The following is a 14,959-nucleotide window of genomic DNA, read 5'->3' on the forward strand; positions in this document are numbered from 1 at the left end:
CGGTAATGCGGATGAGCGCCGTCGTACTCGTCGTCCTGTCGGCCCTGAGCATGACGGTGCCACCCGTGTCGGCGGAACCCGTTGGGACGCAGGCATCCTGGACCGGTCCGCTCAGCACCCGCGGCCGCTACATCGTCGACGCCACCGGCGCCCGGTTCAAGCTCAAGGCCGGCAACTGGCACGGCGCCAGCGGCACCTGGACCGGGTCCGGCGCGGTGACCGACCCGGCCAGCCACCACGCCGGCGAGATCGCCTACCAGACGCCGCTCGGGCTGGACCGCGCGTCCATCGACACGATCATCGACGGGTTCGCCGAGCTGGGGCTGAACAGCGTGCGGTTGCCGTTCTCCAACCAGATGATCCACGACTCCGCGCCGGTGCCCGACCTGCCGGCCAACCCCGGGCTGCGTGGCAAGACCCCGTTGCAGGTGTACGACACCGTCGTCGAGCGGCTGACCGCGCGCGGGTTCGCGGTGATCCTGAACAACCACACCACGACGTCGCGCTGGTGCTGCGGCGTGGACGGCAACGAACGGTGGAACACCAGCCAGAGCGAGCGGCAGTGGCAGGAGGACTGGCTGTTCATGGCCCGCCGCTACGCCGCCAACAAGCGTGTGGTCGGCGCCGACCTGTACAACGAGGTGCGGCGCAACGTGCTGGACGACCCGAACTGGGGCTGGGGCAACAACACCGACTGGCACCGGGCGAGCCAGCAGGCCGCCGACCGGATCCTGACCGAGGCCAACCGGGACCTGCTGATCTTCGTCGAGGGCATCAACTGGGTCGGCATCCCGGTGGACGGTTTCCCGCACGGCAGGCCGACCCTCGAACCGGCCCGTACGCTCTCGCACACGCTCATCGACTCCGGCAAGCTGGTCTACGCGGCCCACTTCTACGGCTACACCGGCCCGAACCACTCGGGCGCGACCGGCGTCGGCGAGACCAGCGACCCGCGCTACCGGGATCTGAGCCCGCGCGAGCTGCGCGATGTGCTGTACCGGCAGGCGTTCTTCGTCTCCGCCGAGACCGGCGCCCACTTCACCGCGCCGCTGTGGATCAGCGAGTTCGGCATCGGGCGCGACGACACCGACGCCAAGTCGAGGGACTGGTTCGAACGGTTCACCGACTACCTGATCGAGACCGACGCCGACTTCGCCTACTGGCCGCTGGTCGGCTTTCACACCAACGGTTCCGGCAACGGCTGGGCACTGCTGGCCTGGGACGCCGACGGCCGCAGGCAGACCGTGTACGACGACTGGCGCGGGGCCGCCTGGCGGCGGCTGGCCGGTGCGCCGGGCAGGACCGGCCAGATCCCCGAGCAGACCCGGTGGTCCATGCTGAACCTCGACCACGGCGACTTCCAGCCGTCGCGCTCGGTCCGTGCCCTGCCGGACTGGGACTCCGGCGCTCGCAAGGGCGCCTGCCCGGACGGTCAGCGCCTCGCCGGGCTGAGCCACACCGGCAACCGCGGGCTGTGTACCACCACGCGGGCGGCGCCGTCCGGGTACACGGCCGTCCGCGACGAGCGGCACGTCGACCGCGACTGGGCCGCCGGCTACACGAAGGTGCAGTGCCCGCCGGACCACTACCTGGCCGGCTACAGCGTCCGGGGCGCGGCGTTCTCGTCGGCGCTGTGCGGCAGGTCGGTCACGCCGCTGGGCCGCGGTGGCCGGACGGTCTGGTTCCACCGCGGCGACAACCGCCCGGCGGACGGACCCGGCGGGGAGTTCGCGCACGGCAACCACAAGGGTCAGTGCACTGTGGACGAATACGTCGCCGGCGTCGCCTACACCGGCCGCGTCGGCTCCCGCGGCACCCCCGACGCGTTGCTCTGCGTTCCCCTCCTGCCGTGAAGGGGGCGCAGCGGAGAAGACAACCGGGGACCGCCGGGTCGTTACGGTGAGGCCATGGAGATCGAGCCAGGAAAGTGGGAGGCCGTGCGTGCCGCGGTGCGGACGGCGGGGGACCGGTTCGCCGGACTGTTCCCTGCCGCGCCCGACCCGGCCGCCAAGGTGACCGCGGACTGGTCGGTCGCCGACATGGCGGCCCACGTGACCGCGATCGCCTGGCAATACACCTCGATGGTCAAGCCCGGGCAGGAGCGGCGAATGCCCGCGCTCGACGGCCCGATCGCGCGCACCACCGTGGAGTCCGTTTCCGACTTCAACGAGATCACCCTGGCCGAGTACACCGAACGCGACGTCACGGTCCTGGCCGAACGGCTGCGGGCGCACATCGACGAGATCCTCCTGGCCACCACCGGCAGCGACCCGGCCACCCCGGTGCCGTGGCTCGGCGGTGCCCGGCTGCCGCTGGCCGGGGTCCTCGCCCACCTGCTCAACGAACTGCTCATCCACGGCAGGGACATCGCCGTGGCACTCGGCAGGCCGTGGGAGATCCCGCCCCGCGACGCCGCGCTGTTCTTCGAACTGTTCCTGCTCGGTGTGATCCGGCTCGGCATGGGCACGCTGCTCGACGGCGGCGACCGGCCGCGCGAACGGCGGATCGCCGTGGAGTTCCGGTCCCGCTACACCACGCCGGTCACCCTCGTGTTGCACCGCGGCGAGGTCTCGGTGGAACAACCTCGCCGCGACAACGACATCCGCCTGTTCTTCGACCCGCCGACGTTCAACCTCGTGATGTTCCACCGCGTCGGCAAGCCGAGGGCGGCACTCGCGGGCAAGATCGTCGTCTGGGGACGGCGACCCTGGCTGCTGCCCGCCTTCCTGCGCAAGTTACGAATGCCCTGACGCCTCGGCCAGCGCCCGCCAGATGGTCTCCGCCGGGGCGTCCGGCGTCAGCTGGTTGACCAGGACGACGACCGTGACGCCGCGGCCGAGGTCGGTGCCCGCCATCGAGTTGAACCCGATGTAGGCGCCACCGTGCCCCTGCCAGGTGCGTCCGCCCGCGACCGTCGGGTAGGTGCCCATACCGTAGCCGCCCGGCGACTGCGGCGCCGGCGCGATCATCTGCCGCACCGTCGCCGGCCGCAGCATCCGGCCGCGCGCGAACAGGGCGTCCAGCGTCAGCCCCGCACCCAGCGCGGTCCCGGCGAACAGCCCGTCGGCGAACGGCTGGCCGTACAGGTCGGTGGGGATGCCGGTCGCGCCGTAGGCGGTGAAGAAGTCCTCCAGCGTTCCGTTGTCCTTCGGTGTGTAACCGTGGGCGAACCGGTCGAAGGCCCGCCGGGAGCGGCGCAGGGTGACCTGGTCCTCGCCCAGCCGGTGATCCGCCCGCCGGAGGAACCGCCGGTAGGCGTTGTCGAACGCCTGCGCGCCGCCGGAGACCTCGGTCAGCACGCGCCCCAGCACGATGTAGCCGGTGTTGGAGTAGGCGAAATGCCTGCCCGGCTCGACCGGTTCCTTGATCCCGGGAGCCAGCATCTCGAACGTGTACGGCCGGTTCGGGTCGTACCGGTCGCCGGGCGGGAACAGCGGCGCCGTCGCCGGGTCGGCGTACAGATCCGGGTAGCCGGAGGTGTGCGTGAGCAGCATGCGGATCGTCACGACCCGCGCACCTGGCACCTCGTCGCCGACGTAGCCTGCGATCGGCCGGTCGAGGTCGATGACCCCGGTCTCCGCCTGGTGCAGCGCGAACGCAGCGAGCAGCAGCTTGCTGAGGCTGGCGTAGACGAACATCGTGCGGTCGGTGACCGGTTCGCGTGGTTCCACGATCGCCGCGCCACGCCGTCCCGACCAGATCACCCGGCCGTCGCGGATCGCCACGGCCTGGACGCCGGCGTCGCCGAACCTCGCCGCGGCACGTTCCAGCGCCGCGTCCATCCGCCGGGGCAGGTCGTTGCCGGCGGTGGCCGCGGGCGGGGCCAGCACGCTGGTCATGGCGATCACCAGGGCGAGAACACCGTAGCGGATCATGCCATCTCCTCGAGTTCGATGGTGCGCACATCGGTGGTGACGATTCGAGAGTGGCCTGATCGACTACCGCTCCGCTACCCGGCCCGCCGGAATCTCCAGGCAGCCGCCGGAACGTCCACAGAATGGGAAATCGTTGCCCTGGTGACGCCCGTGGTTTGTTAACTCCTGGCGAATGGTGGACGCGACGCGTGGAAACACCTGGTGGCCGAACCGGCATCGAAAGGTGCGCCGCCGGTGAAATGTGTACATTCCGCCGCGGTCGGTTTCCGTTCTGTGGTCCATGTCACCGTTGATCTTTCCGGCCTAACTCGTTGCTCTGGATGAAACGCCGGGATGCCTCCCGGCGATGAGCATCCCGTGTCGTAGATCAATTCTTCCCGTTGATCTTCGTTTTTGCGCGTTTTCACGTCTTCTGGAGGGTTTCGGTGGTGTTCACGGATTTGTCGGCTGATTCCGCGATTATTACGGAATCGCCCGCGCGGGTGAGGAACCCGGTCCGGCGAATGCACCACGTTTTCGAACACTCCGCGGACCGGGTCCCGGACGCGGTCGCCGTCGAGGTCGGCGACGAGGCGATCACCTACGCCGAGCTGGACCGGCGGGCGAACCGGCTCGCCCACCACCTGCGTGCGTCCGGAATCCGGAACGGGGCCCGGGTGGCGATTCTCGTCGAGCGCAGCGCGCACACCTACGTCTGCCTGCTGGGAATCGGCAAGGCCGGGGCGGTCTTCGTGCCGATCGACCCGGCCTCGCCCGCCGACCGGATCGCCTACATCACCGACGATTCCCGGGTCGATCTGCTGCTGACGACCGGTGATCTCGCCGAACGGGCGGGCGGCGCCGCGTGCACCGTGCTGGACCTGGACGCGGCCGCCGCGGACCTGGCCGCCTGCCCCGCGAGCAGGCCGGACCTCGGCGAGGACGACCTGCTCGACCCGGACCCCAGCGCCTACATCATCTACACGTCCGGCTCCAGCGGGCGGCCCAAGGGCGTGGAGGTCGCCCAGCGCAGCATCTGCAACTTCCTCGACATCGTGCCCGGGCTCTACGACGTCCGCCCGGACGACCGGGTCTACCAGGGCATGACGATCTCGTTCGACTTCTCCATCGAGGAGATCTGGCCGACCTGGGCGGTCGGCGCGACGCTGGTCGCCGGCCCGGACGGGTCGGGCAGGCTGGGCGCCGAACTGGCCGAGTTCCTCGACCGCCGCCGGATCACGGTGCTGTACTGCGTGCCCACGTTGCTGGCGACGATTCCGCACGAACTTCCGTTGCTGCGCAACCTTCTCGTCGGCGGCGAGGCGTGCCCCAGGCAGCTGGTCGACCGGTGGGCACGCGACGGCCGCCGGATCCTCAACACCTACGGCCCCACCGAGGCCACCGTCACCGCCACCTGGTGCGAGCTGCTGCCCGGCAGGCCGGTCACCATCGGCGTGCCGGTACCGACCTACACGGTGTTCCTGCTCGACGACGACCGCGAGCGGGTGCCCGACGGCGAGGTGGGGGAGATCTGCATCGGCGGCCCCGGGGTGGCGAAGGGTTACGTCGGCCGCCCCGAGCTGACCGCCGACCGGTTCATCGAACACCCGCTGGCACCCGGCGGACGGCTCTACCGCACGGGCGACCTCGGCCGGGTCAGCGGCAACGGGGAGATCGAGTACCTCGGCCGCGCCGACGCCGAGGTCAAGATCCGCGGTCACCGGGTCGACCTCGGCGAGATCGAGAGCGTGCTGCTCGCCGACCCCGGTGTGTCCGCAGCGGCCGCGGCGATGGTCGAGGTGACGCCGGGCAGTCCCGAGCTGGTCGGCTACGTGGTGTCCGATTCGGACGACGAGGACGGTCTTTTCCGCCGCCTGCGCGAAACCCTGCGCGACCAGGTGCCCGCCTACATGGTTCCCGCGTTCTTCGTGACGATCCCGGTGCTGCCGATGATGCCGAGCGGCAAGGTCGACCGGCGCCTGCTGCCCGCCCCTGCCGGCGCGCGGCGCACCGTCGACGGCCCGGTCGTCGCACCGGCCGGTGCCACCGAGGAACTGCTCACCCGGGTGTGGGCGGAGGTGTTCGGCCTGGCACCGGAGGAACTGTCGGTCACCGCCGACTTCTTCGCCGACCTCGGCGGCCACTCACTGCTCGCCGCGACCGTCACCTCCCGGCTCCGCGAACACGAGACGACCGCGGGCATCGCCGTGCGCGACCTCTACGCCCACCCCGACATCCGCGCCCTCGCCGCGTACCTGGACAGCCGCGAACCCGCGACCGCCCCGGCCGGGCAGCCGCGGTACGAGCCGCTGCGGCACGGCACCCGGCGCATCGCGGCCGCCGGTTCGGCCCAGGCACTGGTGATCTACCTGCTGCTGCTGGTGATCACGCTCCCGGTGGCCTACGTCTACACCTGGAACGACGGCGACGTCTCGGTCCCGGTCCTCGCCGAGCTGCTGGTGGCCATCCTGATCAGCTACCTCGGCGTGCGCTGGGTGGTCCCGCTGGTGGTGGTGCGGCCGCTGTCGGCAGGCATCAAGCCGGGCCGGTACCGGCTGTGGGGACCGACCTACCTGCGCCTGTGGACACTGGACCTGCTGCTGAGCGTCGGGCCGCTGCCGGTGGTCAGCGGCAGCGGGCTGATGCCGCTGTACCTGCGGCTGCTCGGCGCCCGCGTCGGCAGGCACGCGGTGATCGCGACGAGTTCGGTCGCGCTGCCCGCCCTCGTCCGCATCGGGGACGACGCGGCCATCGGCTACGGCGCGGTGCTGCGGCCGTGGCGGGTCGAGGACGGCTGGGTCACCGTCGGGGAGATCACCGTGGGCGCGGGCGCGTTCGTCGGCGCGAACGCCGTGCTGGAACCCGGTTGCTCGATCGGCCCCGGTGCCGCGCTCGGTGAGCAGTCGATGCTCGGGCGGGGCGAGTCCGTTCCGGCCGGGCAGCGGTGGTCGGGCTCGCCCGCGGCGAAGGCCGGCACGCTGTCGCCGACCGTCGAGGACCTGCTCGGCCACGCCGGACCCACGCCTGGCTGGCGATTCCACCAGCTGCTGCTGACGCTGGTCGGGCTCGGTGCGCTGGAAATCGGCGCGATCTGCCTGATCCTGCCGAGCGTGGCGCTGGTGTGGTGGGCGCTGCTCGGCTGGGGTGTTCTCGCCGGGGCGGTGGCCACGATGCTGGCCGGCCCGGTGTTCGTGCTGACCGTGTGCGCGTTCGTCGCCGCGGGCCGCAGGCTCGTGCTGCCGCGTACGCCGGTCGGCGTCCACCCGGTCCGCTCCGGGCTCGGGGTCCGCAAGTGGGTCGCGGACAAGCTGCTGGAGTTCAGCCTCACGTTCACCAACTCGCTGTACGCCACGCTGTACACCGTCCCGTGGCTGCGGCTGCTCGGCGCCCGGGTGGGCCGCGGCGCCGAGGTGTCGACCGCCGGTCACCTCGACCCTGACCTGCTCACGCTCGGCAGCGAGAGCTTCGTCGCCGACATGGCGACCGTCGGCGCGGCGACGTTCGCCCGCGGCAGGGTCGCCTTCCTCACCACCGAGGTCGGCAGGCGCGCGTTCGTCGGCAACGCGTCGGTCGTCCCGGCGGGGACGGAACTGGGGGAGGGTTCGCTCGTCGGCGTCGGCACGGTGCCGCCGGGGGCACACGTTCCGCGGGACTCGTCGTGGCTGGGCTCGCCCGCGATCCACCTGCCGCGGCGGCAGGACAGTGGCGACTTCCCCGAGGAGCAGACGTTCCGCCCGCCGCGGAAGGTGGTGTGGCAGCGGCTCGGCATCGAGTTCGCGCGGGCGACGTTGCCCGCGTCGCTGCTGGGCCTGAGCTTCTACCTGTTCCTGCTGGTGCTGTCCGGGCTCGCGTTCGGCAGGGACCTGCCGGTGCCCGCCCTGGTCTCGCCGCTGGTCGCGATCGCGTCCGGGCTGGCCGTGATCGCCTTCTGCGCGGCGACCAAGCGCAACGTCGTCGGCGAGTACACCCCCCGGGTCGAGCCGCTGTGGAGCCCGTTCGTGCGGCGCAGCGAGTTCGTCACCGGCCTGTACGAGTCGGCCGCCGTCCCGGCCGGGCTCGGCATGCTGGTCGGCACGCCGCTGCTGCCGCCGCTGCTGCGCTGGTTCGGTGCCCGGATCGGGCGGCGGACGTGGATCGGCACGACCTATCTGACCGAGTTCGACCTGGTGCGGGTCGGCGACGACGCCACGGTCGGCACCGAGGTGTCACTGCAGACTCATCTGTTCGAGGACAGGGTGATGAAGATGTCCGTGGTGACCGTCGGCGACGGCGCGACCGTCGGCACCCGGGCGATCGTGCTCTACGACGCGGTCGTCGGCGACGGCGTCTCGCTCGGGTCGCTGTCGCTGCTGATGAAGGGCGAGCACCTCGCCTCGCACACGTCCTGGCGCGGCATCCCGGCTCAGGTCACCGCCCTGCCCGCGGCGGGAGTCCCGGCGTGAACCGGCCGCTCGCCCTCGTCTACCGCGGCCCGGCGACGACCCCCGGCTGCCCGGAAGCCGTCGCAGGCGTGCTCGCGGACCACTTCGCGGTCCGGTTCACCGGCCCGCGCGAGAAGACCGAACTCGGTGCCGCCGCGCTGGCCGGGGCCGCGTTGTACGCGCAGCCGGGCGGCGGCACCCTGTCGCACGCCTACCGCAAGCTCAGGCGGCACCGCGACGACATCCGGGACTTCGTCCGCGGCGGCGGCCGGTACCTCGGGTTCTGCCTCGGCGGGTACCTCGCCGGTGCGACGCCGGGATTCGGCCTGCTGCCCGGCGACACCGACCGCTACATCGACTCGGCGGGCGCGAGCGTCGGCCACGACGGCGACGCCGTCGTCACGGTCCGCTGGCGGGGCAGGCGCCGCAGGCTCTACTTCCAGGACGGCCCGGTGTTCCTGCTCGACCGGCCGGACGCCGCCGAGGTACTCGCCACCTACCCCAACGGCACGATCGCCGCGCTGGTCGCGCCGTTCGGCGCCGGGCGGGTCGGCGTCGTCGGGCCGCATCCGGAGGCGACCGCCGACTGGTACGGCGTGCGCTGGCCACGCAGGCCACTGCGGTCCGGGCACGACCTCGCCCGCGACCTCGTCGAGGCGGTGCTGGCCGGATGACCCGCGGACCACGCCTGGCCGCCGTCGACGCGGCGCGCGGGATCGCGTTGCTCGGCATGATCGCCGTGCACTCGCTGGCCGAGGAGAGCGCACCCGGCGAGCCCACCACGGCGTTCGCCGTCTTCGGCGGCCGCGCGGCGGCGACGTTCGCCGTGCTCGCCGGTCTCGGAATCGCCTTCATGACCGGCCGCCGCCGGGTCCGGACCGCCGATTTCCGTGCCACCGCGGCGATGCTGGCCGTCCGCGCGCTGGCGATCGGCGCGATCGGGCTCGCGCTGGGCTACACCGACGCCCGGTTCGCGACCGTGATCCTGCCGTACTACGCGGTGCTGTTCGTGCTGGCGATCCCGCTGGTCCTGCTGCCGAGCTGGGCGGTTGCCGCGGTCGGTGTCGCGGTGGCCGCGGGTGTTCCGCTGCTGACGCATCACCTGCTGCCGCTGCTGCCCGCGCCGTCGCTGGACAACCACGGGTTCGCCGACGCGGTCGCGCATCCCGTGCGGTTGCTGACCGAGCTGACGCTGACCGGCGAGTACCCGGCGCTGGCGTGGACGACGTACCTCTGCGCGGGCCTGGTGATCGGGCGGTTGCCGCTGGACCGGCCGAAGGTCGCGGTCACGCTGGCGGGCACGGGTGCCGCGCTCGCCGCCGGCGCCGCGGCGGTGTCGTGGCTGCTGCTGAACGTCTATGGCGGGCTCGCGGCGATCTGGGCGGCGCAGCCGGGCAGCGCGCTGACCGTGCCGGAGACCACCGAACTGCTCAACCTCGGCGGGGACGGCACGGTGCCGGCGTCGACAGTGTGGTGGCTGGCGGTCGACGGGCCGCACACCGGGACGACGCCGGACCTGGTGGGCACCACGGGCGCGGCCGTGGCGCTGATCGGCGTCCTGCTTCTGCTGGAGCGCCTGCGGACGGCGTCGGTCCTGCTCGCGCCGCTGGCAGCGGCGGGGAGCATGGCGCTGACCTTCTACGTGGCGCATCTGGCGTTCGTCAACTCGTCCTACGACGTCTACGGTCCCGGTCTCGGGTATGCCCTGCAGGTGGCCGCGGTCCTGCTCGTCGGGCTGGCGTGGCGGGCGACGGCGGGCAAGGGACCGTTGGAGGCGCTGGTGACCTTCCTCGCCACGCGGGCGAAACGGTGGGCGACGCCGCGGGCTCAGCCGGTCCAGGCGCGGTAGGCGTCCACGTCGACGTTGCTGCCGCACAGGACGGTGACGACGTGCCTGCCGGCGAAGCGGTCCCGGTCCTCCAGGATGGCCGCGATGCCGAGCGCCGCCGACGGTTCGACGACCAGCCCGGCGTGCTGGAGCAGCAGCCGCATCCCGGCGACGATCGACGCCTCCCGGACCAGGACCGCGTCGTCGGCGACCTGGAGCAGGTCGGCCAGGACCTCCGGGATGGGAAACCGGCCGGCGACGCCGTCGGCGATGGTGTCGATCGACTCGGTGGTGACGACCCGCCCGCTGTGCCAGGAGCGGGTCATCGCCGGTGCGCCGTGTGGCTGCACGCAGATCACCTCGACGCCCGGCGCGAGTGCCTTCAGCACGTGACCCACGCCGGTGGCCATCGCCCCGCCGCCGAGTGCGAGCAGGACGGTGTCGAACGTGGTCCCGGCCAGCTCCAGGCCGATGGTCGCCGCGCCCTCGCAGGTCTCGATGTCCAGACTGTCCTCGACCAGCCGGATGCCGTCGTGCCGCGCGATGGCCGCGGCCCGTTCGCGGGCCGTCTCGATGTCGCCGTCCACCAGCTCCAGCCTGGCGTCCAGCGCGCGGATGCGGTCGAGCTTGGGTGCGGGGGCGAAGCGGGACGCCACGACGGTGACGTCCAGCCCGCGGCGGCGGCCGGACCAGGCCAGTGCCTGGCCGAGGTTGCCCGCGCTGGCGCACACCACGGCCGGGGCGCCTGCCCGGCTGGTGACCAGCTCGGTGCCGCGGCCCTTGAAGCTGCGCACCGGGTTCGCCGTTTCGAGCTTGACGCTCACCGCGCACCCGAGGTGGGGCTCCAGTGCTTCGCAGCGGTACAGCGGGGTGTCCAGGAAAACCGGGTCGATCACCCGGCGAGCCGCCCGGATCCGGTCGGTGTCGAGACGCGTCGGCAGCACGGGTAGCAGCCTAGCGCCGATGCCGTGAAGGGGCCCTCACGGCGTAGTCCGGTGTCCGCGGCTGATCGTGCGCGAGCGTGGAACTCGCGTGCCGGAACGGAGAACTCGCGTGCACGAGCGTGGAGTTCGTACCGTGAGACACGCCTCCCGCCCTGCGGACACGGCGAGTCCCACCCTCGTGCACGCGAGTCCCACCTTCCCGCACACGAACTCCACCGTCATACACACCACCCGGCTATGCCGTGAAGGGGGCCCTCACGGCATCAGACGCCGTGAAAGCCCCCTTCACGGCAATGGGAGGAGGCGGGCCGCGTCAGCGTCGGTAGCGGCGCTTGCGGCCGGTGATCTTGTTGAACAGCACCAGCACGATGATGGCGCCGATGATCGAGCCGATCCAGCCCGCCGGCTGGAACTCGCGGATGCCGCCGGTGATCAGGCCGTAGAGCGCACCGCCGACGACGGAACCGACGATGCCGAGCAGGATCGTCGCCAGGCAGCCGATGTCGTCCTTGCCGGGAACCAGTGCCCGTGCGATGAACCCGGCCACCAGGCCGAAGCCGAGCCAACCCAAGATCGTCCAGAGCATGGTCGTCCCCTTTCGGTTGCCCTCACTCCTGACGACGTGTGGCGCCCGGCCGGGTTGCGGGGATGTGGCACCGGACACGTGTCAACCTGACGTTCACGCCGATGCCGGAACTCGTCTGTTCCCTTCGCCCTGCCCGCCCTCTACCGTCTCCGGCATGCGCTCACGCCTGTTGCCGCTACTGCTCGCCGTCGTCGCGCTCGTCGGTGCCGGAGCCCTCCCGGCGTCCGCCCACCGTCCACCCCGGACGGAACCGCTGCGGCAGGCCCACGCGCACAACGACTACGAGCACGCCCGGCCGCTGCACGACGCGCTGGACCACGGGTTCACCAGCGTCGAGGCGGACATTTTCCTCGTCGACGGCAAGCTGCTCGTGGCACACGAGATCGGGCAGGTCCGCCCCGAGCGGACGCTGGAGTCGCTGTACCTGGAGCCGCTGCGCAGGCGGGTGCTCGCCAACCACGGCAAGGTGTACCGCGGCCGGCCGGTCCCGTTCCAGCTGCTGATCGACATCAAGAACACCGGCGCGGCGACGTACGAGGTGCTGGACCGCGCGCTGCGCGATCGCCGGTACGCCTTCCTGTTCAGCCGCTACCGCCACGGTGTGGTCGTCCCCGGCGCGGTCACCGCGGTGGTCTCCGGCGACCGGCCGCGGGCCGTCATGGCGGGACAGCGGGACAGGCTGGCGTTCTACGACGGGCGCATCGCCGACCCCGCCGACCTCGGTCCCGGCGCGGACGCCCGGCTCGCCGCGCTGGTCAGCGACAACTGGACCAAGCTGTTCACCTGGACCGGCTCCGGCGAGTTCCCCGCCGCGGAACGGGCCCGGCTGCGTGACCTGGTGCTCCAGTGTCACCGGGCCGGCCAGCGCATCCGGTTCTGGGCCACCCCCGACGAGCCCGGCCCCGCGCGTGCGGCGTTGTGGCGCGAGCTGTACGCCGCCGGCGTCGACCACATCAACACCGACGACCTCGCCGGCCTGGCGGACTTCCTGCGCGACGCCGGCCGGCACGCTCCAGGCTGATCCGGTGTGGACCGCGCCGCCGGATGGTTATTTACCGACGAACGGCCGTAGTAGTGCACTCGTGGCCGGTGGTACTTCTCGGAAGGACAGGTTCTCGACCCCACCGAGGAGAGGCCAATGCAGATTCGACGCTCGGCGTACGCTCTCGCTGCCACGCTGGCGCTTTCCGTTCCGCTGATCGCCGCCCCGTCCGCGCTGGCCGAGGACACCCGGCCGGCCGCGGTCACGATCACCTACGACGACAGCAGGGCGCCCGAGTACACCGCGGCCATCACCGAGGGCATCAAGATCTGGAACGACAAGGTCGACAACGTCCAGATCAACAAGGTGGAAGCCGGTGGCAGGGCGGATGTGTCGTTCGTGTCCGACCCCGGCTGGCCGCGGGCCGAGCTGGGCCCGGCGATGCCCGGTGACAGCCTGACCATCTGGTTCGGCAAGCAAGCCGTCGACGACGGGTACAACCTGACCCGGATCGCCTCCCACGAGTTCGGCCACAGCCTCGGCCTGCCCGACGCGAAGCCCGGGCCGTGCTCCAGCCTGATGTCCGGCAGCACCGGCGGCGTGGAGTGCGACAACGCGACCCCCAACGCCGAGGAGATCGCCGCGGTCGAGCGCAACTACGCGGGTGGCTTCGTGCCACGGCAGCGGCAGGAGACCGTCGTGGTTGGCTAGTGTCCTGCGCCGGTCCTGAGCAGGACCGGGCTGCCGGTCACGGTCACGTCGGCGCCGGGCGTGACCGGCAGGCTGGTTCCGTCGAGCTGCTCGACCGCGGTGGCGCCCGAGGGGGCGGGGATGCGCAGGGTGCGGTCGATGGTCCACCAGATCAGGAACGCTCCGCCCGGCGTGTCGAACCGGCACTGCCAGAGGTGATCGGGCAGCCCGGCGGTGCGTCCCTGACCGCAGGAGCTGATCCGGCTGCCGGACAGCCACTGGTGCAGGCGGTCCACGTGCTGGGCCGCCTTGGTGGGCGGACCGCCGGGCACCTGCAGCACGATCGGGATCTTGGAGCTTCCCCAGTTGTAGAAGTACATCCGGCGGTACCCGGCGTAAAGACCGGCCAGGTAGAACCGGACGGCGTGCTGGGCGGCGCGGTCGGGGTCCAGCCGGGGCTGGCCGTTGACGTCGTAGGCCGAGCCGGTGCTCCAGAGCCTGATGCCGGTCCCGCTGCGTTGCAGGGTCCGGTCGATCTCCTGTGCCAGCGGCAACATCGTCTCCGGCGGGTCGATGTCGTTGCGGGCGGACAACTTCACCGAGGCGGCATCGCAGTGGTCGTAGCCGCCGAGGTCGGAGAACTCCCGTAGCCTGCCCAGCGCGGCGGGATCCCACAGCTCACCCATGGCGGGGCAGACCACCTTCGCCGCCGGGTCGGCGGCCCGGATGACCCGGCTCGCCCGCGCGGTCATGTCCACCAGCTGGGCCATCGACCCGGTGAAGAAGTCCGGATGGTTGGCCATGTCCCACAGTTCGTAGGCGCCGATCCTGCCGCGGTACTTCTCGGCGACGGCACGCACGAAACGTTCCCAGTCCGCCAGGTCGCCGGGCGGGCTGGCGCGGGAGTCGTCGGTGAAGACCGACTTCGGGCCGTCCGGGCTGGCCCACAGCGGGGTACCGCCGAACGTGAAGACCATGGGCAGCCCGGCGCCACGCGCTCCCTCGACCAGCCGCTCCAGTGTGTCCCATGTGTACTGTCCGCGAGCCGGTTCCAGGTTCTGCCAGCGGGTGCGGGTGTTCCACAGCCGTACGGACCCGAGCCGGAAGGACGGCATCCTGCCGGTGTTGGAATTCGTCGTCACGCCCACGAACTCCGGTTCCAGAGCGCGGGGCGCGGCCGTCCACATGGGAGCCTGGATGCCGGGGGCTCCGTCCGGTTCCGCGGCGGTCCGGACGGCCATGCTGCCCCCGGCGAACAGGACGACGGCGAGTGCCGCGGCGAGGGCGGCCCTGGCCGGGGTCCGCCGGCGCCGTGCCGGCACCGGCACCGCGGCCGGCGGGTCCGGGACGGCGGCCTCACCCAGGTTGGCGCGCTCCCACAGCCGGTACAGCTTCGCCAGGTCCTCCCGGCTCGCCCCGCACGCGGTGCCGATCGCCTCGATCGGCGCGAACGTCGGCGGGACACTGCGCCCGGTGCAGTAGCGGTGCACGGTCGACCGGCTCAGGTGCGCCTTGCGGCCGAGTTGCTCGTAACTCAGTCCGCTGCGCTGCTTCAGCTCGGTGAGCCGCTCGGTCAGCGCGGGACCCGCCTCGCTCGCCATCCAGGTCGGTCCCTCCGCGCGGTGCGTCGGCCAGTGCCGGCCACACCCTATCG

11 protein-coding genes are annotated in these 14,959 nt (G+C 71.9%); 7 read left to right on the plus strand and 4 right to left on the minus strand.

What is annotated here, in order from left to right; all coding sequences use genetic code 11:
• The first annotated feature begins 5 nt into the window (after positions 1 to 5).
• Together EWH70_RS18810 and EWH70_RS18815 are read left to right on the plus strand one after the other, a co-directional pair.
• Positions 6 to 1,853, plus strand: coding sequence for a glycoside hydrolase family 5 protein (locus tag EWH70_RS18810; RefSeq protein WP_130476755.1), 1,848 nt, complete (start codon positions 6 to 8; stop codon positions 1,851 to 1,853).
• Positions 1,854 to 1,907: 54 nt separating this feature from the next.
• The gene (locus tag EWH70_RS18815) at positions 1,908 to 2,750 is read left to right on the plus strand and encodes a maleylpyruvate isomerase N-terminal domain-containing protein (RefSeq protein ID WP_130476756.1); all 843 of its coding nucleotides are present in this window, start codon (positions 1,908 to 1,910) and stop codon (positions 2,748 to 2,750) included.
• Here EWH70_RS18815 and EWH70_RS18820 read toward each other — a convergent pair.
• Positions 2,736 to 3,875, minus strand: coding sequence for a serine hydrolase domain-containing protein (locus EWH70_RS18820; protein ID WP_130476757.1), 1,140 nt, complete (start codon positions 3,873 to 3,875; stop codon positions 2,736 to 2,738). The two genes, EWH70_RS18815 and EWH70_RS18820, sit on opposite strands and share 15 nt — an antisense overlap.
• 503 nt (positions 3,876 to 4,378) lie before the next feature.
• Between EWH70_RS18820 and EWH70_RS18825 the strand changes: the two genes are divergently transcribed.
• The 3 genes from EWH70_RS18825 to EWH70_RS18835 are packed head-to-tail and all read left to right on the plus strand — an operon-like array spanning position 4,379 to position 10,124.
• Positions 4,379 to 8,296 (plus strand): Pls/PosA family non-ribosomal peptide synthetase, encoded by a 3,918-nt coding sequence (locus tag EWH70_RS18825; RefSeq protein WP_130476758.1) that lies wholly within the window; start codon positions 4,379 to 4,381, stop codon positions 8,294 to 8,296.
• Positions 8,293 to 8,949, plus strand: coding sequence for a BPL-N domain-containing protein (locus tag EWH70_RS18830; RefSeq protein WP_130476759.1), 657 nt, complete (start codon positions 8,293 to 8,295; stop codon positions 8,947 to 8,949). The genes EWH70_RS18825 and EWH70_RS18830 overlap by 4 nt, the downstream gene beginning before the upstream one ends.
• Positions 8,946 to 10,124: a heparan-alpha-glucosaminide N-acetyltransferase domain-containing protein gene (locus EWH70_RS18835; RefSeq protein ID WP_130476760.1), complete on the plus strand. Its 1,179-nt coding sequence runs from the start codon at positions 8,946 to 8,948 to the stop codon at positions 10,122 to 10,124. The genes EWH70_RS18830 and EWH70_RS18835 overlap by 4 nt, the downstream gene beginning before the upstream one ends.
• Here the strand turns inward: EWH70_RS18835 and EWH70_RS18840 are convergent.
• Together EWH70_RS18840 and EWH70_RS18845 are read right to left on the minus strand one after the other, a co-directional pair.
• On the minus strand, positions 10,103 to 11,047 hold the full coding sequence (locus EWH70_RS18840) for a threonine ammonia-lyase (protein WP_130476761.1): 945 nt from the start codon (positions 11,045 to 11,047) through the stop codon (positions 10,103 to 10,105). The two genes, EWH70_RS18835 and EWH70_RS18840, sit on opposite strands and share 22 nt — an antisense overlap.
• A gap of 313 nt (positions 11,048 to 11,360) precedes the next feature.
• Positions 11,361 to 11,633 carry a GlsB/YeaQ/YmgE family stress response membrane protein gene (locus tag EWH70_RS18845; RefSeq protein ID WP_130476762.1) on the minus strand — a complete coding sequence of 91 codons (273 nt, stop codon included), beginning with the start codon at positions 11,631 to 11,633 and terminating at the stop codon, positions 11,361 to 11,363.
• A gap of 154 nt (positions 11,634 to 11,787) precedes the next feature.
• Here EWH70_RS18845 and EWH70_RS18850 point away from each other — a divergent pair, with 154 nt between their 5' ends.
• Positions 11,788 to 12,654, plus strand: a complete 867-nt coding sequence (locus tag EWH70_RS18850) for a phosphatidylinositol-specific phospholipase C/glycerophosphodiester phosphodiesterase family protein (protein ID WP_130476763.1) — start codon at positions 11,788 to 11,790, stop codon at positions 12,652 to 12,654.
• 117 nt (positions 12,655 to 12,771) lie between these two features.
• On the plus strand, positions 12,772 to 13,326 hold the full coding sequence (locus EWH70_RS18855; protein ID WP_130476764.1) for a snapalysin family zinc-dependent metalloprotease: 555 nt from the start codon (positions 12,772 to 12,774) through the stop codon (positions 13,324 to 13,326).
• Here the strand turns inward: EWH70_RS18855 and EWH70_RS18860 are convergent.
• Positions 13,323 to 14,906 carry a helix-turn-helix domain-containing protein gene (locus tag EWH70_RS18860; protein WP_130476765.1) on the minus strand — a complete coding sequence of 528 codons (1,584 nt, stop codon included), beginning with the start codon at positions 14,904 to 14,906 and terminating at the stop codon, positions 13,323 to 13,325. The two genes, EWH70_RS18855 and EWH70_RS18860, sit on opposite strands and share 4 nt — an antisense overlap.
• Positions 14,907 to 14,959: the final 53 nt, after the last annotated feature.

Origin of the sequence: Amycolatopsis suaedae (assembly GCF_004214935.1) — a bacterium.
GTDB lineage: Bacteria > Actinomycetota > Actinomycetes > Mycobacteriales > Pseudonocardiaceae > Amycolatopsis > Amycolatopsis suaedae.